This window comes from Acinetobacter sp. YH12108, assembly GCF_013419055.1.
In the GTDB taxonomy this organism is placed as follows: Bacteria; Pseudomonadota; Gammaproteobacteria; order Pseudomonadales; family Moraxellaceae; genus Acinetobacter.
In genome coordinates, this window is the sequence record NZ_VPAW01000006.1 from 26,187 (window position 1) to 46,454 (window position 20,268).

Below are 20,268 nucleotides of genomic sequence, written 5' to 3' on the forward strand. Positions count from 1 at the left end.
AAAACTATCAGCTTTAAATTTTTCAAACTTTGTGATCGTTACTCGGCAAGAAAACTGTGTGGTTAAGAAAAATAACAGAACTGTGCCTTTATTAAACAAGCCACTACAAAGACTCAGCAATGTATTTGTCAAATCTCGTTATGTTAGGGATACAGACGAAATCAATAAAAAGATTTTCATACTCAGCAACAGCTCACCGCATGCAGATAAAAGTGGAACTTTATTTTTCTGTAAAAACGCCAAGATGTTGAATAAAACTCAAGCGAATTTGAGATAGGCAAAAAAAGACTTCACTAAACTCAAGATCAGCAAGGAAAATGTCATGAAAATTAAGGCGAACAGTCCAGCCACAGGTAAAAATGGTTTAGATAAGCAGAATACCAATAAAAAAAGTGAGCAGCTTGATGCATATCGTAGTGACTCCACCGAACAGACACTGACTACTAACCAAGGTGTCAAAATTTCGGATAACCAGAACAGTCTAAAAGCGGGTGTTCGTGGGGCAACTTTAATGGAGGATTTTATTCTCCGTGAAAAGATTACCCATTTTGATCATGAGCGTATTCCAGAGCGAATTGTGCATGCACGTGGTGTTGGGGCACATGGTTTTTTTGAAGCTTATCCAGGCAATGAAAAATGGACTAAAGCCGGGTTTCTAACCAATACCGGTGCCCAGACTCCAGTCTTTGTTCGATTCTCTACAGTACAAGGTCCTCGCGGTTCAGCAGATACGGTACGTGATATTCGTGGTTTTGCGACTAAGTTTTATACGGATGAAGGTAACTTTGACCTGGTGGCCAACGATGCGCCAGTATTCTTTATTCAGGATGGCATCAAGTTCCCTGATTTTGTCCATGCGCTGAAACCTGAACCACAAACCGAGATTCCATCAGGTGCGTCAGCACATGATACTTTCTGGGACTTTGTCTCTCTTGTACCTGAATCTGCACATGCGGTGATGTGGGCAATGTCGGATCGTGCTATTCCACGTAATTTACGCTCGATTCAAGGTTTTGGGGTGCATACCTTCCGTTTCATCAATGCCGAAAATAAAGCTGTCTTTGTGAAGTTCCACTGGACGCCTAAACAAGGTTTGACACAGCTGGTATGGGATGAAGCGCAAAAACTGGCAGGTAAGGATCCGGATTTCCATCGTCGTGACCTGTATGAAGCGATTGCTTCCGGTAATTACCCGGAATGGGAATTAGGCGTACAGATCGTTCCTGAAGAAGACGAAATGAAATTTGATTTTGACTTGCTGGATGCAACCAAAATCATTCCGGAAGAACTGGTTCCAGTGACTCCAATTGGCCGTATGGTGTTGAACCGTAATGTTGATTATTTCTTTGGCGAAACTGAGCAGGTCGCTTTCTGCCCAGGTCATGTCGTACCAGGCATTGACTTTACCAATGACCCACTACTACAGGCCCGACTGTTCTCTTATACTGATACTCAGCTGAGCCGCCTAGGTGGTCCAAACTTCCATCAGATTCCAATCAATAAGCCGGTTTGTCCATTCCATAACAACCAGCGTGATGGTCTGCATCAACGTCTTATTCACACCGGACAGGCCAACTACGAACCAAACTCGATTGATGATAACTGGCCGGCTGAAGCGCCAGGTGCGACTCAGGCAGGTGGTTTCGAAAGCTATCAGGAGCGTATTGACGGTCATAAAATCCGCCAGCGTAGTGAGTCTTTTAATGATCACTTCACTCATGCCCGTTTATTCTATCAAAGCCAGGCACCACATGAGCAGAAGCATATTATTGATGCCTATGTCTTCGAACTGAGTAAAGTACAACGCCAAAATATCCGTGAACGTGAAGTGCTTGAAGTGTTGTGCAATATTGACTTGACGCTGGCTCAACAGGTTGCGGATCAATTGGGTATTGAAATCCCAGCTGAGAAAAAAGCTGCAAAACTGCCTGATGTTCTGATTTCTAAGCGTCTATCTTTTGAAGCGTTTAAACCTGCCGATATTAAGGCACGTAAAATCGCAATTCTGGCACATGACAAAGCCAATCAAGCCAGTATTAAAGCTGTACAGGCTTGGGCTGAATCAGAGAGTGCTGTGGCTGATGTGTTAACACCTCGTCCAGGACCAGTTTTGAGCCAGCAAGGTACAGTGATCCCATCTGATGGTATGCAGAAAGCTGAACCGTCAATTGCCTATGATGCTGTGGTTATTGTCGATGGCGATAACTATGACATGGTGCTGAAAGATGGTATCGCGACTCACTATCTGCTTGAGGCTTATAAGCATCTGAAACCGATTGTCTTCTTGGGAGATAAAGGTCAGCTGATTGAAGATCTAAAACTGATTAGTGATGAAGGTACTTTAGCAAATTCTCAATTCGATACTGTGCAAGATAGCTTCAAGACCTTGATCATGAATCACCGTGTTTGGGCGCGTGAATTGATCTCAGAAACTATTCCTGCATAAATACCATGAGAATAGAAGCTTCGGCTTCTATTCTCTATTTCAAGGAATAAAACTTTTATGGCGAGACCAGATCCTAAAAAATTACTGGCACAGATGCAAAATGCGCAATGGAGCAGGGAGCAGGATATTTATCTGATCGAACATAACCATCTACCTATGAGTCAACTTAGAGAACAATTGCCTTTTAGTGAAGAAGAAATTATGGCGCGCCGTAAGGTACTAGGACTAATGACCCGTTTAAAACAGATGAAAAGACTTTTTCCTTAGCTGGCTTTCATCAAATGACCACAATATCGATATTTTTGAGGAAGCACTTTTATGGACCTCAGTTCAATATTAGAAAGATTTAAAAATTCATCATTAGAACCTAAAGAAAATATTCAAACGACTTTGAAGGAACTGGTGCAACTTTCGGATCAGGTTCCTTTTCCTGCATCAGGGGAAACTTTAAAACGCTGGCAAATTCTAAGCCAGATCTCGGCAACCAATTTAAGCCTGGGAAAAATATTTGAGTCGCATCTGGATGCACTCGCAATTCTGCATGAATTAAATATTCCGGCAAATTCTCATCAGCTCTGGGCAGTCTGGGCAGCAGAAGGAGGGCCTCAACCATTGCAGCTGGATGAAGGCAAGCTGACTGGCATCAAGACCTGGTGTTCCGCTTCTGGCTGGGTAGAGTCAGGCTTACTGACGTATCGGGATGAACAAAATCGCTCTCAGTTATTGATTGTAGATATGCAGCTGACCGGTATTCAGCATGATCATACTGTCTGGCAAGCTGTAGGGATGCAGCATACATCCACAGCACAACTGGAATTTAATCAGGTCCCTGTCAAAAAAGTCGCTGATCCACATGCTTATCTGGATCGGGTAGGATTCTGGCATGGAGCAGCAGGCGTTGCTGCTTGCTGGTATGGTGCCACAGTAGCTCTTGCTGAATATCTGCAGCAGGAACAGTTAAGAAAACCACATATGTATAAAGCCATGTATCTGGGTGAAATCAGCCGTGATCTTTTAGCTACTCAGGCTTTGTTCTATCGGGTTGCAGAATTGATTGACCAGCAACCTAAATTTCCTCATCAACTTCAGATTCAGGCTTTGCGTGCGCAGGTTGAAGCTACTGCATTAAATGTGCTCAACCAAGTTGGAAAAGCGCTTGGCGCATCGCCTTATTGTACCAATTCTTATTTTGCCCAGCTCGCAGCAGATCTGCCGGTATTTATCCGTCAAAGCCATGCTGCTTTTGATCTTGAGCGTATTGGAGAACTAAGCGCACAGGAGGAAGAACTATGGGCACTTTAAAACATGACATTGTTGAAGACCGTGTGATCCATGGGGAGGGGACACGGGTGGAAGAATGGCGTAACTGCGAAATACTGCAACAGATACCAGAATTTAATATTTCCAATGTAATTCCTGCAGATGCCAGAGTCTGTATTGTGGCACCGCATCCGGATGATGAAATTCTGGGATGTGGCGGACTGATGCAACGTCTGGATAAACTCGGCTATAAGATTGTACTGTTTGCGGTGACTAATGGTACGGCCAGTCATCCCGGTTCGAGTCTGTATACGCCAGAAGAACTGAACCAGATTCGTCCAGCAGAAACTCGCCAAGCTCTGGAAGAATTGTCCTTAGAACAGCCAGTTCTTCGGATTGCTTTGGATATTCAGGATGGAAAAGTGGCTGAGCAGCGAGACTTGCTCAAACAGCAATTGTATTCATATTTACAGCCTAATGATGTATTGGTCACGACTTTTGTTCATGATGGACATCCAGACCATGAAATAACCGGCCAGGTCGCCCAGCAACTCGCGACTGAGCTACAGTTACCGTATATTCAGGTTCTAATCTGGGCGTGGCACTGGGCCACACCAGGAGATACCCGAATTCCTTGGACGGTTGCGCACAAACTCAGGCTGACAGATGAAGAATTAAAATGTAAAGCCCGAGCTGCACGATGTTTCAAAAGTCAGATTGAGAATGATCCGACGACAGAACAGGCACCGATTGTCCCTGAACATGCATTAGAGCGTGTTTTACAGCCATGGGAGGTTTATCTGTATGAACAGTAAATCAACTTATGATCATGCCTATTTTGATGCTTTATATGCGTTGAATCAGGGAGATCCATGGCATTATGAACAGCGCTGGTATGAACAGCGTAAACGTCAAATTTGTAAAGCACTCTTGCCCAAACTGCATTTTGAATCTGCCATAGAAATCGGTTGTAGTAATGGCATGCTAAGTCAGGAACTAGCCCCACATACAGGAGAACTCATCTGTCTGGATGCCAATACGACAGCGATCCAGCTAGCGCAACAACGTCTGCAAGATTATTCTCATGTCAATTTTGTCCAAGGCGTTGTTCCGGAAGACTTGCCAGAGCGTAAGTTTCAGCTAATTGTACTGAGTGAAGTTTTATATTATCTGGATCAGGCCGCTTTAGAGAAATTGACCCACTGGCTGCAGCACGCCCTTGATGCAGAAGGCTGTATTCTGGCTTGTCACTGGCGGGCACCGATTTCTGGTTTTGGCTTTACTGGTGATGATATTCATGACCATCTAAATACTCACCTGCCTTATAAAAAATGTTCACAACTTCAGGAACCTGATTTTCTGATTGATGTCTGGATAAATAGCCCACAGTCTGTGGCAGAGCAAGAGGGTCTTAAATGAATAAAATTGGCGTGGTTATTCCTGCCTGTAATGAAGAAGCCTTTATAGAACGCTGCTTGCTGGCCTTAAAAAAAGCACAATTTGAATTTTATCAATACCTTGGTTCGTCTGGAAATATTCCCGAGATTAAGATTTTAGTTGTCTTAGACAGTTGTACCGATCAAACCGCGATCAAAGCGATGCGACTGGGGGTGGACGTCATTAGTTGTGACTTTCGTTCGGTGGGTAAGACCCGTCATTTAGGAATTCAAAAAGTAATTGAACAAGGATGCGACTGGATCTGTTGTACTGATGCGGATTCATGTGTTCAGGAGGACTGGTTCAAGATCATGTGGCAGCACCAACCCACTGATGCAATTTGTGGAGTCGTTGATGTCGACGAATGGAAGCATTTAAGCCTGGAAGCCCGATTGAAATATTTAGGTCACTATCAGGATAAAATGGATCATCGCCATATTCATGGTGCAAATTTATGTTTTAAAACAAGTATATATAATGATTTTAATGGGTTTCGCCAGCTAGATTGTCATGAAGATGTCGACTTTGTTCGCCGTTTACAACAGGCAGGAGTCGACATTACCTGGTCCAATCAATTGAGGGTAGCGACCAGTAGTCGACTACAATCAAAAGTTGCTGAAGGTTTCGCCTGTTTTTTACAAAATCTTGAGTTACAGGAAGCAATGAAAAAACCGATTAGCGTATACAAATAAAACTATAAAATTATAAATTTTATACAATCAATTACTTGTAAAAAATTTAAAAATTCATTTTTAAAAGCTATTTCATTTAGAAAAATTCTGTTTATAATTCACACAAATTAAGCCCTGCTACTTATATTTTTCAGCTATAAGTCCGCGGGGTTTTTCTATGGATGATCGGTAATGGATGCCTGAGCTCTTTCTTTTGGAATGACAATGTTAAATTCACAGCTAATTTCTCGTCTTCAGTCTCCATCACCGTATCTCTGGCAGAAAATCGCCACTGCACTGTGTTTTTTTAGTCTAGGTTTTAGTACAGCTGCCTGGGCGCCATTAATTCCTTATGCGCAGCAGCGCTTATTGCTGAACCATGCTGACTTTGGTTTGCTTTTGCTATGTGCCGGAGTTGGCTCAATGCTGGCCATGCCATTGGCAGGTCGTATGGCAAGCAAGTTTGGCTGCCGTACTGTACTGGCTGTTATTCTGGCTGCATTTCTGTTCATCTTGCCAGCGCTAGCGATTAGTCCTACCAGCTTGATGATGGCAATTACCCTGTTTTTCTTTGGTGCCAGTGCAGGCGCTTTGGGGGTAACCGTAAATATTCAGGCTGCCCAGATTGAAAAACTCATGGATAAAAGCTTGATGTCTGGTTTCCATGGCGTATGTAGCTTGGGTGGTCTGGTCGGTGTATTGGGCATGACCACGTTAATGGGATTTGGTCTGGCACCTTTAACTGGCACACTGGTCGTAAGTGTGATGTTGCTTGCGATTGCGATGCTGGCAATTCCATTCTGCTTAGGTGGTCAGTCATCAACTACAGAAGAAACTAATACAGCTACAGCAAAACCTGCGAAAAAAGCGCTACCAACATTCGCAATTTTAGGTATTGGCCTGATCTGTTTTGTATCTTTCCTGTCTGAAGGTGCAGCAATGGACTGGAGCGGTATTTATCTGGCAACCCAGTTTAATGTACCTGCAGCGCATACCGGTTTGGCTTATAGTTTCTTTGCTGGCTTAATGGTTCTTGGACGTTTTAGCGGTCATCTCATCATTCAAAGCTTGGGTGAAAAAATCACTATTTTACTAAGTGCTTTACTGGCTGCAGCAGGCTTATTCATGGTGATCTTTGCACCAGTATGGCAAGTCGTTTTAACCGGTTATGCGATCTTGGGTCTAGGTAGTGCTAACATTGTTCCATTGATGTTCTCTCGTGCAGGCCGTCAAAAAACTATGGCTTCTCATGTAGCATTATCTTATGTATCGGTATTTGCTTATACCGGTTCATTGATCGGACCAGCGCTGGTAGGTTTCGGTAGTGAAATTATTGGCTTGCGTTTAGTATTTACGGTCATCGCAGTTGCTTTAATGAGCATTGTAATCCTGAACCATCTGACTGCCGGTCACAAAGAATCAGAAAAAGCAGAAGGTCTTATTGCCGGCCTAGACCATAAAACACCAGCATAAAGCTGTTGTTTTTTATGGGCTTTTCAGACTTATGCATGCATATTGAACTGGGTCGAGATGCCTTTGGCCACTGGTCGATAAATTCGCAAGCTTTGTGATTTTTTCAGGTCCGACAGGAACTGATCACGCCAGCGAATGATATCGAAATTCTTTAAGCCTTGCTGTAAATAGCGGTAACGTTCCAAACGTTCCGACTTAGGCATACGCAAGGCTCTTTTCAAGGCTTTGGCCATACTGTCCTGATCATAAGGATCGACCAGTAAGGCTTCCTTCATTTGCTCGGCAGCCCCGGCATATTTAGACAGAATCAATACGCCTGGATCTAATGGATCCTGCGCAGCAATATACTCTTTGGCGACCAGATTCATCCCGTCACGGATTGAATTCACCCAGCAAATATCCGCCTTACGATAGAGCTGCATCAGGGCTTCATGACCCAAAGTGTCATAGCTACAGTCAAAAGGCAGCCAGTCTGCATTGCCATGCTGATGGTTTAAATTCTGCACCGCAGCCTGGAACTGTTCATAAAGTTTTTTATAGCTGTTCACATCTAGTCGACATGGGCAGGCAATCTGTAATTGCTGGAACTGATTTTTAAATTCAGGCTGTTCATCCAGCAACTCCTGGAATGCATGAATTTTCTCCAGCAGCCCTTTACTGTAATCAATCCGGTCAACCGAAATAATGGTCTTATGGGCATGTGCTTTATCCAGATCAAAGGGCAGGTCAGTGACTTGGCTTTCAGCAGCCTGCTTCTGAATCTGCGCCGGGTGTACACCGATTGGATAAGCTTTCACATAAATCCGTTTAGACTGATAACTCAGGATTTCATCATTGCAATGCTGGATATTTAATACCTGTTCCAGGAAATCAATACAGTTGGCCTGATCGCGTGGAGTTTGCAGACCGATGACATCAAAATCTCCCAGATGTCGGGCCAGTTCCTGATAAGGAGGCAGCGTTTGCCAAAGTTTTAGTTCGGGGAAAGGAATATGCAGGAAGAACCCAATCCGGTTGCGCATACCTAATTTACGACAGTAATGCGCAACACTCAGAAAATGATAATCATGAATCCAGATGATGTCATGTGGTGAAGCCACCTGTTTCAGGTGTTTGGCAAAACGCAAATTGACATCTTTATAGGTTTTAAAATCCTGCGGCTGATATTCAACACGTTGATGCTGGTCATGCATTAACGGCCATAAGGCATTATTAGAAAAACCACAATAATAACCCTGGTACTGGGCTTCGCTCAGTGCACTGGTATGATATTCCACATTCTGATGTTTCAGAATCTGAAATTTTTGTTCCTTGTTCTGGTCAACTCTGGAGCCATTCCATCCAACCCAGATACCGCCTATATCTAGCAATGCATCCTGCAATGCAACAGCCAATCCACCAGCCTTCATACTTTCTGGGTTAGGTAGATTCACACGGTTTGATAACACAATGAGTTTAGACATGTGATTTCTCCAATCGTTGTTGTTCTTGTACTTCAATTACCTTTAAAAATTCTTTCAGGAAGGCCTGAACTTGAGAGACGTTTTCCAGTCTGTACCGTGCTAGGGTCTGGCCAGGGCCTACTTTGATTGAGCAGCCGTGAAGGGCATTGATGACTTTGAATCCGGCTTCATCGGTCAGGTCATCACCAATAAACATGGGATAATGATCATTGAGATGGTATTGCTGAATAATCTGTTGAATCGCTGAACCTTTATTGGCGCCTTTGGGCACCAGTTCAAAAACATACTTGCCAGCTTTTAACTCAAAGTCGGAAAACTGGTTGAGACATTCCAGCGCAAAAGCATGTACGCGATCTTCTAGTTGAGGATGTTCACGAAAATGTAGTGCAACAGAATAATCTTTAACCTCGATCCGCAAATCAGGGATTTGAACTGCCTGTTCCTGAATATATTGTTTTAGGGCTTGTAGCTGCGACTTATTTAAAGAGATTAATGTCTTTAAATTAGCTTGATAGATTAATTCCAGACCATGTGATCCAGCGATATTCCATTGCAGAGGGTGAATAAGTTTTTGTGCTTGTAAAATAGAACGACCAGTAACTAATATCAGCTGAATATATTGTTGTAAATTTTCCAATATATTTATAATTTCAGGTTGAATTATACTTTTATCTGGATCTGGGTGAAATTCAGAGATTGTTCCGTCAATATCAAGAAATAAAACAACCTGGTCTGAGTCCATATTCAGGTTGCAATCATTTAAAATCATCTTTGGCGATATATAAAAAGATGAGCTAGATGAATCTTCTAAATCTTGTTCCCTATATATGCCTGACATAAATCCACCTAAGTACTTGATATAAAATAGATTAAAATTTAGAGTTAAACTGTGTGATTTTTAATCTAATTAGTTTTATAACATATTCTATTTTTCAAAATGGCTTTAGGCGCAGAAAAGAAACACTTTTGACATGTAAAGTTACTTTGTAAAATTTGGAAATATTCAGCAGAAAAAGTTGATATTCTTTGTATATTTGTAAAATAATTTTTCAGTGATTTTTAATATATTAATAATGATATTTAAGGTATTGCATATTAAGTGATTGAGTAAGTTTGATTGCTATAAATAAGATTCTTTTGATTATTTAATGTAAAAAATGGTTTTGATTTATATTTCTAAAAATTAATTCATTGGCTTTCTATTAAATAATAGGTATTAAATTGGAAATATTAAAAAACACATTTAATATAAAATAAGAATATAGTGCAGCCTATTAATTTTTTATTAAAGCCAGTTTTGAAAGGAAGGATAAATTATAAAATCTTGGTGCTACATAGAAGAGAGAGGGTTATATCGTTGAGAGACTAGGTGTAGACATAACCCCATAAAGAGGAGAGCAGAGTGCTTATAGCTCTCTCCAGACATCGTTCTCATCTTTCAATGGAATAGTAAAGTTAAAGTCATCATCATTACTGACTAAAAGACTGGTAGGGGTTTGCATCAAAACTTTTAAAACAGTACCAGCTTCAAAAATAATCGGGTGACAGTTTTCCTTTTCCAAGGTTACTGGCTTAAGTAATTCAATCACAGAACTTTCCATATTTTTATTCCCAAATATTGATACTTCGCTGTTTTTTAATCTTAACATGATTTTTGCACATTTAACTAATTTTTGAAAAACCGAGACATAAGTCAACAAGTCGGTCAATTTTTTCTTAAAAAGCGCTTAAGCCGGTAAATTAAAGGGCTAAAAATTAAGATTTAACTTTCAAACGATTTGTGTTTCTTAAACTCGAATATTTTCAGTCTATTTACCGACGAAAAGAAGAGAAGGAGACAAACGGTGCCAAATAGTCAATCTAGCGCAAAATCTACTTGTCACTTTTTGACAGGCCAGTCATGATCTCCTCCATTCTATTGCGTACGTTATGCGCTAGTATTAAGGCAAGAATCATATAATCTGATATTAATTCAGCTTTAGCGATTTTGTGTTTGTATGTAATTTTTTACATTGAATTGCAAATTTATGCTGCAGTTCGTTGAAAGTCTGAAAATAAGAATAAACTGTGCGTCATTTGGATGACCCGTACATCTATAAGGAGAATTAAGCCCCAATGTTTAAGTCATTTTTTCCACAACCAGTGTGGTTCTTTAGTAGTCTGGTACTGTGGTTTCTGATCAATCTTGGCCTTTGGCATAGTGGTGGATCAGGCTGGGGAGTCTATTTGGGTATGACCGAAGGTTATCATGATCTTAAAATGCCGATAGGAATCAGCCGCTTCTGGGCGCCAAAATTTCTCTGGTTTTATCTCTGGTTTTTTGTGAGTACCGCGATATTCGCTACCTTCTGGTATTTTAAAGCGAAACATCCCTGGCAGCGCTGGTCTGTATGGGGCTCGGCCTTTATCCTGTTCAATATCTGGTTTGGGGTGCAGGTTAATGTCGTCTTAAATGAATGGTATAGTCCATTCTATGACCAGATCCAGAATATGCTCACGCAAGGAGGCGGAGATGTCAGCCTACTATATCAAGGTGCATTGACCTTTATTTATATTGCCATGGTCTATGTCACGCTGGCGGTGTTTAACCTGTTCTTTGTCAGCCATTATGTTTTCCGTTGGCGTACGGCGATGAATGACTACTATACGGCGCATTGGGAAAAGTTACGTCATATTGAAGGGGCATCACAGCGTATTCAGGAAGATACCATGCGCTTTGCCAAAACTACGGAACAGCTCAGTGTCTCGCTCATTGAATCTCTGATGCTATTAATGGCTTTCCTGCCAATCCTGTATGAGTTATCGAGTCATGTAAAAGTACTGCCCATTGTCGGTGAAATACCGCATGCATTAATGTGGGCGTCGATCGGATGGGCAGTTCTGGGAACTGTGATTTTAATGATTGTCGGAATGAAACTCCCTGGACTGGAATTCAATAATCAGAAAGTTGAAGCGGCTTATCGTAAAGAGCTGGTTTATGGTGAAGATTATGCTGATCGCGCTCACCCGCTCACCTTGCAAGAACTGTTTAGCCGGGTACGTAAGAATTATTTCCGGCTATATTTCCACTATGCCTATTTCAATATGGTCCGCATCTGGTATCTGCAACTGGACAATATTTACGGATTATTTATTTTGTTTCCAAGTATTGCCGCAGGTGCGATTACACTGGGTTTGATGATGCAGATCTTGAATGTTTTCGGTAAGGTTCGTGAATCCTTCCAATATCTGATTTTATCCTGGCCTACGATTATTGAATTGCTCTCCATCTATAAACGTTTGAAAGCATTTGAATCCCATCTCGATTAATTTTTCTTATATTCATAGACAATTTTAAAAGCCAGACCATCATAGGTTTGGCTTTTTTATTGATTAATTTTTATTCAAAATCCAATTGAAAATTACGATCTGGAGAGGTGCTAAAAAATTAGGATGAATGGTACCCAAACATCCCAATATTAGGGTATTCAAGCTATTTTTTCTTGTCTAGAATTTTAAAGGCCAGCCAGGGTGCTGTTTAATTTCCAATAATATGGCGTATAAAAATAATTAGTGTACGTAAAGGAAATTATTCAAATTATAATCTCATTCAGACAGCGATAGAGAGCATAATTGCCGTTATCATCCATGATAATAATATCTCTAATTTTTGTTGAATGAGTAACCGGAGAACTGATCTGTTTCTTCGGTTTTTTTATATCTTTTTTTCTACTGCTCTATCTTCTAATTGGCGAATAATCCAGCGTATTTACTGGCTTGGAGAATGTTAATTCGATCAATTTATCCGGCTATAAGCTAGATGGATTAGGCATTTTATTCCTCATTTTTAGTGGTAGGTCTCGCTATATTTTTATATTTATCAATCTGTTGAGATTGTTGTTTTGGCACATTTGCTATATGTTATAGAGGCCTGGGGGGAGATAAGCAGTGAAGCTAAAATTAATAATTCCAACAATATGTGTAGCAAGCCTGGCTGGATGTAACAGTATTCAGCAAATGAAATCAGATATGCAGCATCCTTATGTAAGTCCTCAAGAACTGATTGTTAAAAGAAACTTGAATCAGGCTGACGGTTCGGCAAAAGAATATGTTTATTCATGGGAAAAATCCAAGCAGCATCTGGAGCCACAATCCCTCTATCCACGAACCACCTTAAGCCAGTATTGTCATGAACGGGGCGGCAAGTTTTCTCTACTGTATAAGAGCCAATTGGCTTCAGTAAAAGATTCTGCCCAGAAGAACCGTTTAAGCAAAAACCGTTATGTCACTCAGGGTATTGGTGCCTATCAATGTACGATGCCCCAAGGGCAAAATTGGATTGTTTCTATTGAACCAATTTCTGAACGTCAGCTAGATAAGAATAATACTACCCGCACAGTACGGATTCTGAGCAAACTTCAAAGCTCGGCTGAAGCGCGTCATTTCTATCAGGGTCATAAGGCTACGGCTAAGTCTAATAAAATTGCCGAGAAGAATGCAGCCAAAACCTCAGTCAAAGATGAGAAAAAGGAAGTAGATAAAAAAGAAGCCGATAAGAAAGAGATAAAAATCCCTGCTGTTGAACCGGCAGTGATTGCTGTTCCCGCTGCTCGTACAAGTAGTATCGAAACGCCACAACAGCAGCAGATGAAACTGTATGTAGCTGCACGCCGTGATATCAATAGCGGTAAGAACCTGAACAATGCCTGCAATAATGCCCAGCGTGCCTATAACTATGGCAAATTACAGGGTACAGAAGGAACACGTGTCTATACCGAATCCGGCATGCTAGTGGCACGCTGTTTAAGCAGTATTCCAGTCTATGCTAACCGTATTCCAAATTCCAAGGTTCAGGCCAAACGAGTACTGCAGAATCTGGCCACCAACTATAACCATACTGGGGCAAAGAATCAGTTGCGGCAGTTAAAATAAGTCTACTGTTTTCACATTCAGTTTGATCATTTATTTGGCAAAGTAGATGCACATGAAAAGTCATCTACTTTAAGTATTGGTGATATTTAAAAAAGTATTTCTTAAGCATAGCAGAACTTAAAAATAATATTTTTCTTTTGAAGGTCAATGATAAAAGATAAATAGTTATTCTGTTGATAGGAATAAAAATTAATTATTATTGGGTCGCAAATCGAACCTCATTTCAGAGTAAATTTCCCGCCGCCATCTCAGATTTTCTCCTCTATCTCTCTTGTTAAATACAAGCCCATTCAACGGCATATTCTAAAAATTATTGGTATATCTCTTGCTTAAAAATTATCAGTTTTGTGCTTATGGACAGAGCAAGAAAAACTAATTGATTTTTAACATACACAATAATGAGATTTATCGCTTGAGAAAACATATTTTAAGTCATTTGATTCTTGTGGGTGCATTTCTACATTCACCTGTGAGTTATGCAGTGAGTACAACTTCATTAAAATCGGCAATTGATCTGAATGCGATTGATCGGACGGTTGATCCAAAGCAGGATTTTTATCAATTCGTGAATGGAAACTGGCTGAAAACCGCAAAGATTCCAGAAGATCAGGCATTGTCGGGTGCATTTGCTGAAGTGAGTATGAGATCAACCCAGCAGTTATTTGGCATTTTTAATGAGCTGGCCAAAAAACAGCATCCGCAAGGTAGCAATGAACAAAAGGTCGCGGATCTTTATGCCAGTTATATGGATACCGATCGGCTAGAACAGCTCGGACTTGAGGCATTGCAACAAGACCTGCAGCGGATTGAAAGTATCAAGACCAAAAAAGATCTGGCAGAATTTTTTGCCTATGCGGAAAAAATCAATCTGAATTTGCCATTCTCTACCCGTTTTTATCAGGACCGTAAAGCTTCTTCCAAGGCAATGATGTATGTAGGGCAAGGTGGTTTGGGAATGCCTGATCGTGATTTTTACCTGAGTGAGCAGCCTCGACAACAGGAAATTCGCAATACTTATATGCTTTATATCGCCAATACCCTGAATTTTGCCGGTCAGCCTAAGCCGATTGAAGATGCTCGCACTATCCTGGCTTTGGAAAAGGCACTGGCAAAAATTAGCTGGTCCGCTGTGGAGCTGCGCAATGATGAGCTGAGAACCTATCTCGTTGAAACTAAAAATATTATTAACTATATGCCTTCTTTTGACTGGATGAATTATTTCTCAGAACTGGGCTTAAAAGGTGCAAGAAAAGAGGTTGCGATCTCGCAGATTAATTACCTGCGTCAGCTGGATCAGTTATGGAAGGTCGTTCCAATTGAAACCTGGCAAACCTATTTGAAATTCAACCTGATCAATAGTTATTCGCCATTTTTAACAGAAGTTTTTCAAAACCATCATTTTGAATTTTATGACAAAACACTAGAGGGTGTACAAGCACGTTCTCCACGGAATGAGTCTGCCTTGGAGCTAACTAACGGTATTTTAGGCAATGTGCTTGGCAAGCTCTATGTAGAAAAGCACTTTAATGAAAGCCAGCGCCCGGCCATGCTGGAAATGGTGGAAAACGTCCGTAAAGCCTTTCATCTGAAACTGGACCAAGCTGACTGGATGGGTTCGGATACCAAAAAACAAGTACGGCATAAGCTAGATAGCATCAATATCAAAATCGGCTATCCGAAAGCATGGCGGGATTATTCAGCCCTAGAGATTCGTAAGGATGATCTGATTGGGAATATCCAGCGGACCCGGCTGTTCAATTACCAGCGTGAACTGGATAAGGTGGGAGAACCGATTGATCCAGAAGCCTGGCACATGTCGCCACAAACAGCCAATGCTTACTATAACGTCAAGCTCAATGAAATCGTATTACCTGCGGCCATCTGGCAGGCACCATTTTATTATGATGATAGTCATGATCCTGCAGTGAATTATGGTGCCATCGGGGCTGTTATCGCACATGAAATTAGCCACGGTTTTGACGATAGAGGAAGCCGCTTTGATGCCAAAGGCAAGGGTGAAGAAACCTGGAACGAGCGCGACCGTAAGAAGTTCAATGAACGCACCAAAGCCTTAGTCGAGCAATATAAACAATATGAAGCTCTGCCAGGGCATAAGGTGAATGCGGAATTAAATAAAAGTGAAAATATCTCTGACAACCTGGGCTTAGGGATCGCTCATATGGCTTACAAGTTATCGCTCAAGGGTCAGCCAGCACCTGTCATTGATGGCTTTAGTGGAGATCAGCGTTTTTATATAGGCTGGGCACAAGTCTGGCGTAGCAAAAGTAATCCTGAATATTTGTTAAATAGCCTAAATATTGCCAGCCACGCGCCAGGTCATGTACGTGGCAATGGCGCCGTCCGCAATCAGCAAAGTTTCTATGAAGCTTTTGAGATTAAAGAAGGGGACAAGATGTATTTATCACCTGAAAAACGAATCTCCATCTGGTAACAGGATTTAAAAAACGGGTCTGTTCATCTGAAAAGAGACAGGCCTATTTTTTTCTGCGAAGGAACAGCATGCAGAGCCAAGACTAGTTAAAAAATTGGCATATATGCTGCTTATAAAGATTTAAGTGTTTGATTATCAGGTCAACACGTATTGATAAATTCAACTGCGCAGTGAAGCGCGAGGATAGCAAGCTTTGAAAATTTTTCTAAAAACCGCATTGGTAAGTGCTTTATTAGCCGTTTCCTCTGCAAATTATGCTTCAGATCAAACCGCTATTGCAGCACTTGGTTCGGGGATTCATCTTCAACACTTTGATAAAAAAATCGCACCACAACAGGACTTCTATCAGCATGTTAACGGGCACTGGTTAAAGCATGAAGAAATTCCGGCTGATATGCCAAACTGGGGTGCATTCACAATTTTGCGTGAAAATTCGACCCAGCAATTACATGATATTGTAGAAGAGCTGTCGAAAACCAAATCGGAATATGGCAGCAATGAGCAGAAAGTGGGGAGCTTATATGCCAGCTTTATGGACACGGAAACTTTAAATGCAAAAGGTATCCAGCCGCTGAAAGCAGATATTGCCAAAATTGAGGCCATGAAAAGCAAGAAAGATTTTACTTTGTTGCTTGCAGACTATGCAAAGAACCGTGTCAGTACACCTTTTGAATTTGGCGTGATTCCTGACTTGAAAAAGTCTGATCAAATGGCGGTGTTTTTAGGTCAAAGTGGTTTGGGCTTACCAGATCGTGACTACTATTTAAAAGACGATGAAAAACTGAAAAGTGCCCGTGAAACCTATGTTAAACATATTGCTAAGCTGTTGACGCTATCGGGTGAAACAGAAGCAGATGCGGCTGCACATGCACAATCTATCCTGAACTTAGAAACTGAAATTGCCAAAATTCAGTGGGATAATGTGCAGAACCGTAATCTCGAAAAAATGTATAACGTCTATACATTAAAAGACGTCAAAAGCCTGGTGCCAGAATTTGACTGGAAAACCTATTTTAAAGCGACGGGTTTAGATAAAAAAACCAAAACCGTGATTGTGGCGCAAAAAAGTTATTTTGAAGATTTAAACAAGATTTTAAGCAGCACACCCCTCGATGTATGGCAAACCTATTTCAAATTCCATCTGATTGATGGCGCTGCACCTTACTTAAGCCAGGAATTTGCTGATGCAAACTTTGAAATGTACAGCAAAACCTTACGCGGTGTGACCGAGCAACGGGCACGCTGGAAACGTGGGGTTGATATGACTAATGCCGTACTCGGTGAAAGTCTGGCACAAGTCTATGTCGCAAAACATTTCCAGCCTGAACAGAAACAGCGCATGGAAAAACTGGTAGAAAACCTGTTGCTGGCATTTGAACAGAATCTGGAAAAACTGGACTGGATGGGTGCAGAAACCAAAGCACAGGCACACCGTAAGCTGAAAAGCTTTAGAGTGAAAATCGGCTATCCAAATAAATGGCGTGACTACAGCAAGCTGGAAATTAAAGATGGCGACCTGATTGGTAATCTGCGTCGTACCAACAGTTTCAATTATGACATCGCGCTGGATAAACTGGGCAAACCGGTTGACCGTGAAGAATGGCATATGCTGCCGCAAACGGTAAATGCTTACTACAACCCGATGGGCAATGAAATTGTTTTCCCTGCTGCTATTTTACAGCCGCCGTTCTTCGATATGAATGCTGATGATGCTGTGAACTATGGCGCAATCGGGGCAGTGATCGGACATGAAATCAGTCATGGCTTTGATGATCAGGGCAGCCGCTTTGATGCAGATGGCAACATGAAAAACTGGTGGACCGAAGAAGACGATAAAAAGTTTAAGGAAAAAACCAAAGCTCTGGTTGAGCAATATAATGCTTATGAAGCGATACCGGGCTATCACGTCAATGGTGAACTGACCTTAGGCGAAAATATTGCTGATAACTCAGGTCTGGCGATTGCTTATGAAGCTTATAAGCTTTCACTAAATGGCAAGTCTGCACCGGTGATTGATGGATATACCGGAGATCAGCGTTTCTATATTGGCTGGACGCAAGCATGGCGTGCCAAAGTTCGTCCGGAACTGGCATTACAGCTGTTAAAAACAGACCCGCATTCACCAGCAGCCATTCGTGGCCGTGCGACCTTACTTAACCAGAAACCTTTCTATGAAGCCTTTAGCGTCAAGCAAGAAGATCCAATGTATCTGGAAGAAGATAAACGGGTAAAAATCTGGTAAGTCTAATTTCCTTATACGATTCCAAAAATCCTGACTGATGTCGGGATTTTTTTATCTCTCAGGTTACAGAGTTCTACAGGTTTTCCAACCTTTTACGTGCTACAAAGAAACAGCATTGTTCAAGCAGTTTGAACGGGTGAAAAAGGAAAGAAATATGGGGTTCAAAGCTTTATCGGGTCTTCGGGCAGTCTTTATGACTACAGCATTGCTGGGTGCAACTCAAGTTGCGACAGCCGGCCCAACAGTTGATCAGCTCAGTGACTGTTTAATGAAATCCACGACGGCCACCGATAAAACCACAGTCTTGCAATGGACCTTTGTGGCATTGGGAAATCATCCTGATCTAAAAGCTTTTAGCAATGTAACTGCAATTCAAAAGGAAACGCTCGACAGAAATTTAGCGACGGTTTTACAGCGCATTCTGGTTGAGCAATGTCCAACCCAGACCAAAGCGGTCATTCAGGCTGAAGGGGTACAAGCAGTGGGTGAAAGTTTCCAGGAGCTTGGGCAGGTCACAGGTGAGGAAATACTGAAAAATCCCGAAATCAAAAGTCAGCTGAATGGTGTACTCAAATATATCGACATGAGCAAACTGGTCACGACTTTCTTGACCCCTGACGTGTGGAATAAACTAGGCATCACCCGTTAATGGATTGCAGATGCAGTAAACTTAAACCGCAAAATGTGGTTTAAGTTTTATAAAGCTTGCCTGGAAACAGTCGATCCCGAATTTCATTCCAGTTGGTCGACAGCCAGCAAATAAATGAACCTAAGGTGACCATCATCGTGCCGATCCAAAAGGTGTGGGATAGACTGGTATTCAGCACCCACATCGAAATGATAGACGAAAAGATCGGACTAAAATAAGATAACGCGACCAGCATCGCGATATTGCCTTGGTTAATTCCGATATTCCACGCGGCATAACCCAAGCCAGTTACGACTGAAACCAGCAACATATACAGCATAATATTCAAGTCAATATTAAGAAGTTGCGGCAGTTGTTCGTGATCTAACAGCAGCGTCTTGCTCCAGAGAACCACACTTACCATCGCGAAAAAGAACACGATCGGGTTATGTCCTTGGCTGTATTTTTTGGTAAATACACAATACAGCGACCATAAACTCGCTCCAATAAATGCCAAGATGTAACTGGTCGGATTGGCTTGAATGTTATGAATGACGGTTGCTAAATGAATATCGCCGTTGCCTGTCTGGATATAAAAAATACCTGCCAGACTAATACTAAGCCCCACCACCACCAAGCTATGAAATTTTAGTTCATGAAATAAAATCAGCATGGCGATGGTCATACTGGGCCACAAATAATTCACCAAACTAATTTCAATGGCTTGCTGTGCAGTTTGTGCGAGTGCTACGGCATAGGCAAAGCAGATTTCATATACCAGAAATAATGCAGCTGCACTCAGCAGATAAAACTTGGGTATGGTTTTGAGTTTGGGAACGCCAAAAACAGCCAGTAAGAGCAGGGTGCTTAAGCTATACATCATCAGTACAGCCAGATCAGGTCCAATACTAAAACTGATTTTCTTGAGCAATCCCACGATAGACGACCACTGTAAAATAGCACTTAAGCCAATCAGCGTAGCGAGGTTTTTCGACATGATAAGGGCGGGATGGGAGAATGTGCAGATTGTATTCCTGTTGAGTGATTTTCAATATGGGACAGACACGATTTTATGATCAAATTCAAAAAAATCGTTAACAACCGCTTTATGATTTGAATATCCCGATCATGAGTTTAATGATCCAGAAAATGGGTGTGAAAATTAGCTCGATGCCATCGGCAAGGTTGGCAAGTTTGCTTTCTCTGGCTGTGTGCCTCCGTGGTTTGATGGGTTTGCGTCGTCTTGACTGATATGCGCCAATGATGAATACAAGAATGATCAGGA

General features: G+C 41.6%; 16 protein-coding genes. 12 read left to right on the top strand and 4 right to left on the bottom strand.

What is annotated here, in order from left to right:
• The first annotated feature begins 322 nt into the window (after positions 1–322).
• The 7 genes from katE (at position 323) to FTU46_RS04980 (ending at position 7,287) form a co-directional block, all read left to right on the top strand.
• Complete coding sequence (katE, locus tag FTU46_RS04950) at positions 323–2,446, top strand: catalase HPII (protein WP_180104468.1); 2,124 nt, start codon at positions 323–325, stop codon at positions 2,444–2,446.
• Positions 2,447–2,503: 57 nt separating this feature from the next.
• Positions 2,504–2,713 (top strand): hypothetical protein, encoded by a 210-nt coding sequence (locus tag FTU46_RS04955; RefSeq protein WP_034705508.1) that lies wholly within the window; start codon positions 2,504–2,506, stop codon positions 2,711–2,713.
• A 51-nt stretch (positions 2,714–2,764) separates the two neighbouring features.
• Positions 2,765–3,748 carry an acyl-CoA dehydrogenase gene (locus FTU46_RS04960; protein ID WP_180104469.1) on the top strand — a complete coding sequence of 328 codons (984 nt, stop codon included), beginning with the start codon at positions 2,765–2,767 and terminating at the stop codon, positions 3,746–3,748.
• The gene (locus tag FTU46_RS04965) at positions 3,736–4,521 is read left to right on the top strand and encodes a PIG-L deacetylase family protein (protein WP_180104470.1); all 786 of its coding nucleotides are present in this window, start codon (positions 3,736–3,738) and stop codon (positions 4,519–4,521) included. The genes FTU46_RS04960 and FTU46_RS04965 overlap by 13 nt, the downstream gene beginning before the upstream one ends.
• The gene (locus FTU46_RS04970; protein WP_180104471.1) at positions 4,511–5,125 is read left to right on the top strand and encodes a class I SAM-dependent methyltransferase; all 615 of its coding nucleotides are present in this window, start codon (positions 4,511–4,513) and stop codon (positions 5,123–5,125) included. Before FTU46_RS04965 ends, FTU46_RS04970 begins: the two co-directional genes overlap by 11 nt.
• Positions 5,122–5,835 (top strand): glycosyltransferase family 2 protein, encoded by a 714-nt coding sequence (locus FTU46_RS04975; RefSeq protein ID WP_180104472.1) that lies wholly within the window; start codon positions 5,122–5,124, stop codon positions 5,833–5,835. The genes FTU46_RS04970 and FTU46_RS04975 overlap by 4 nt, the downstream gene beginning before the upstream one ends.
• A 204-nt stretch (positions 5,836–6,039) precedes the next feature.
• Positions 6,040–7,287: an MFS transporter gene (locus tag FTU46_RS04980; protein ID WP_179993168.1), complete on the top strand. Its 1,248-nt coding sequence runs from the start codon at positions 6,040–6,042 to the stop codon at positions 7,285–7,287.
• A gap of 29 nt (positions 7,288–7,316) precedes the next feature.
• Here FTU46_RS04980 and FTU46_RS04985 read toward each other — a convergent pair whose 3' ends face one another.
• The 3 genes from FTU46_RS04985 to FTU46_RS04995 form a co-directional block, all read right to left on the bottom strand.
• Positions 7,317–8,750: a trehalose-6-phosphate synthase gene (locus FTU46_RS04985; RefSeq protein WP_179993169.1), complete on the bottom strand. Its 1,434-nt coding sequence runs from the start codon at positions 8,748–8,750 to the stop codon at positions 7,317–7,319.
• Positions 8,743–9,588: a trehalose-phosphatase gene (otsB, locus tag FTU46_RS04990; RefSeq protein ID WP_179993170.1), complete on the bottom strand. Its 846-nt coding sequence runs from the start codon at positions 9,586–9,588 to the stop codon at positions 8,743–8,745. The genes FTU46_RS04985 and otsB overlap by 8 nt, the downstream gene beginning before the upstream one ends.
• A 568-nt stretch (positions 9,589–10,156) precedes the next feature.
• Complete coding sequence (locus FTU46_RS04995; protein WP_125279298.1) at positions 10,157–10,351, bottom strand: hypothetical protein; 195 nt, start codon at positions 10,349–10,351, stop codon at positions 10,157–10,159.
• 514 nt (positions 10,352–10,865) lie between these two features.
• On the opposite strand from FTU46_RS04995, the gene sbmA reads away from it, so the two are divergent.
• The 5 genes from sbmA (at position 10,866) to FTU46_RS05020 (ending at position 19,004) form a co-directional block, all read left to right on the top strand.
• Positions 10,866–12,059, top strand: coding sequence for a peptide antibiotic transporter SbmA (gene sbmA / locus FTU46_RS05000; RefSeq protein ID WP_166135447.1), 1,194 nt, complete (start codon positions 10,866–10,868; stop codon positions 12,057–12,059).
• A 618-nt stretch (positions 12,060–12,677) separates the two neighbouring features.
• Positions 12,678–13,661, top strand: coding sequence for a hypothetical protein (locus FTU46_RS05005; protein ID WP_180104473.1), 984 nt, complete (start codon positions 12,678–12,680; stop codon positions 13,659–13,661).
• 412 nt (positions 13,662–14,073) lie between these two features.
• A complete protein-coding gene (locus FTU46_RS05010) occupies positions 14,074–16,113 on the top strand; it encodes a M13 family metallopeptidase (RefSeq protein ID WP_180104474.1) in 2,040 nt (679 codons plus the stop codon).
• Between the two features lie 193 nt (positions 16,114–16,306).
• Positions 16,307–18,355 carry a M13 family metallopeptidase gene (locus FTU46_RS05015; protein ID WP_180104475.1) on the top strand — a complete coding sequence of 683 codons (2,049 nt, stop codon included), beginning with the start codon at positions 16,307–16,309 and terminating at the stop codon, positions 18,353–18,355.
• A 154-nt stretch (positions 18,356–18,509) separates the two neighbouring features.
• Positions 18,510–19,004, top strand: a complete 495-nt coding sequence (locus tag FTU46_RS05020; RefSeq protein ID WP_180104476.1) for a hypothetical protein — start codon at positions 18,510–18,512, stop codon at positions 19,002–19,004.
• Positions 19,005–19,044: 40 nt separating this feature from the next.
• On the opposite strand, the gene yddG is transcribed toward FTU46_RS05020, so the two are convergent.
• Complete coding sequence (yddG, locus tag FTU46_RS05025; protein WP_166135462.1) at positions 19,045–19,980, bottom strand: aromatic amino acid DMT transporter YddG; 936 nt, start codon at positions 19,978–19,980, stop codon at positions 19,045–19,047.
• Positions 19,981–20,268 lie beyond the last annotated feature (288 nt).

What these genes read in the sequence shown, in the direction of transcription:
- katE (WP_180104468.1), top strand. Translation starts at nt 323, where the DNA reads ATGAAAATTAAGGCGAACAGTCCAGCCACAGGTAAAAATGGTTTAGAT.
- FTU46_RS04955 (WP_034705508.1), top strand. Translation starts at nt 2,504, where the DNA reads ATGGCGAGACCAGATCCTAAAAAATTACTGGCACAGATGCAAAATGCG.
- FTU46_RS04960 (WP_180104469.1), top strand. Translation starts at nt 2,765, where the DNA reads ATGGACCTCAGTTCAATATTAGAAAGATTTAAAAATTCATCATTAGAA.
- FTU46_RS04965 (WP_180104470.1), top strand. Translation starts at nt 3,736, where the DNA reads ATGGGCACTTTAAAACATGACATTGTTGAAGACCGTGTGATCCATGGG.
- FTU46_RS04970 (WP_180104471.1), top strand. Translation starts at nt 4,511, where the DNA reads ATGAACAGTAAATCAACTTATGATCATGCCTATTTTGATGCTTTATAT.
- FTU46_RS04975 (WP_180104472.1), top strand. Translation starts at nt 5,122, where the DNA reads ATGAATAAAATTGGCGTGGTTATTCCTGCCTGTAATGAAGAAGCCTTT.
- FTU46_RS04980 (WP_179993168.1), top strand. Translation starts at nt 6,040, where the DNA reads ATGTTAAATTCACAGCTAATTTCTCGTCTTCAGTCTCCATCACCGTAT.
- FTU46_RS04985 (WP_179993169.1), bottom strand. Translation starts at nt 8,750, where the DNA reads ATGTCTAAACTCATTGTGTTATCAAACCGTGTGAATCTACCTAACCCA.
- otsB (WP_179993170.1), bottom strand. Translation starts at nt 9,588, where the DNA reads ATGTCAGGCATATATAGGGAACAAGATTTAGAAGATTCATCTAGCTCA.
- FTU46_RS04995 (WP_125279298.1), bottom strand. Translation starts at nt 10,351, where the DNA reads ATGGAAAGTTCTGTGATTGAATTACTTAAGCCAGTAACCTTGGAAAAG.
- sbmA (WP_166135447.1), top strand. Translation starts at nt 10,866, where the DNA reads ATGTTTAAGTCATTTTTTCCACAACCAGTGTGGTTCTTTAGTAGTCTG.
- FTU46_RS05020 (WP_180104476.1), top strand. Translation starts at nt 18,510, where the DNA reads ATGGGGTTCAAAGCTTTATCGGGTCTTCGGGCAGTCTTTATGACTACA.
- yddG (WP_166135462.1), bottom strand. Translation starts at nt 19,980, where the DNA reads ATGTCGAAAAACCTCGCTACGCTGATTGGCTTAAGTGCTATTTTACAG.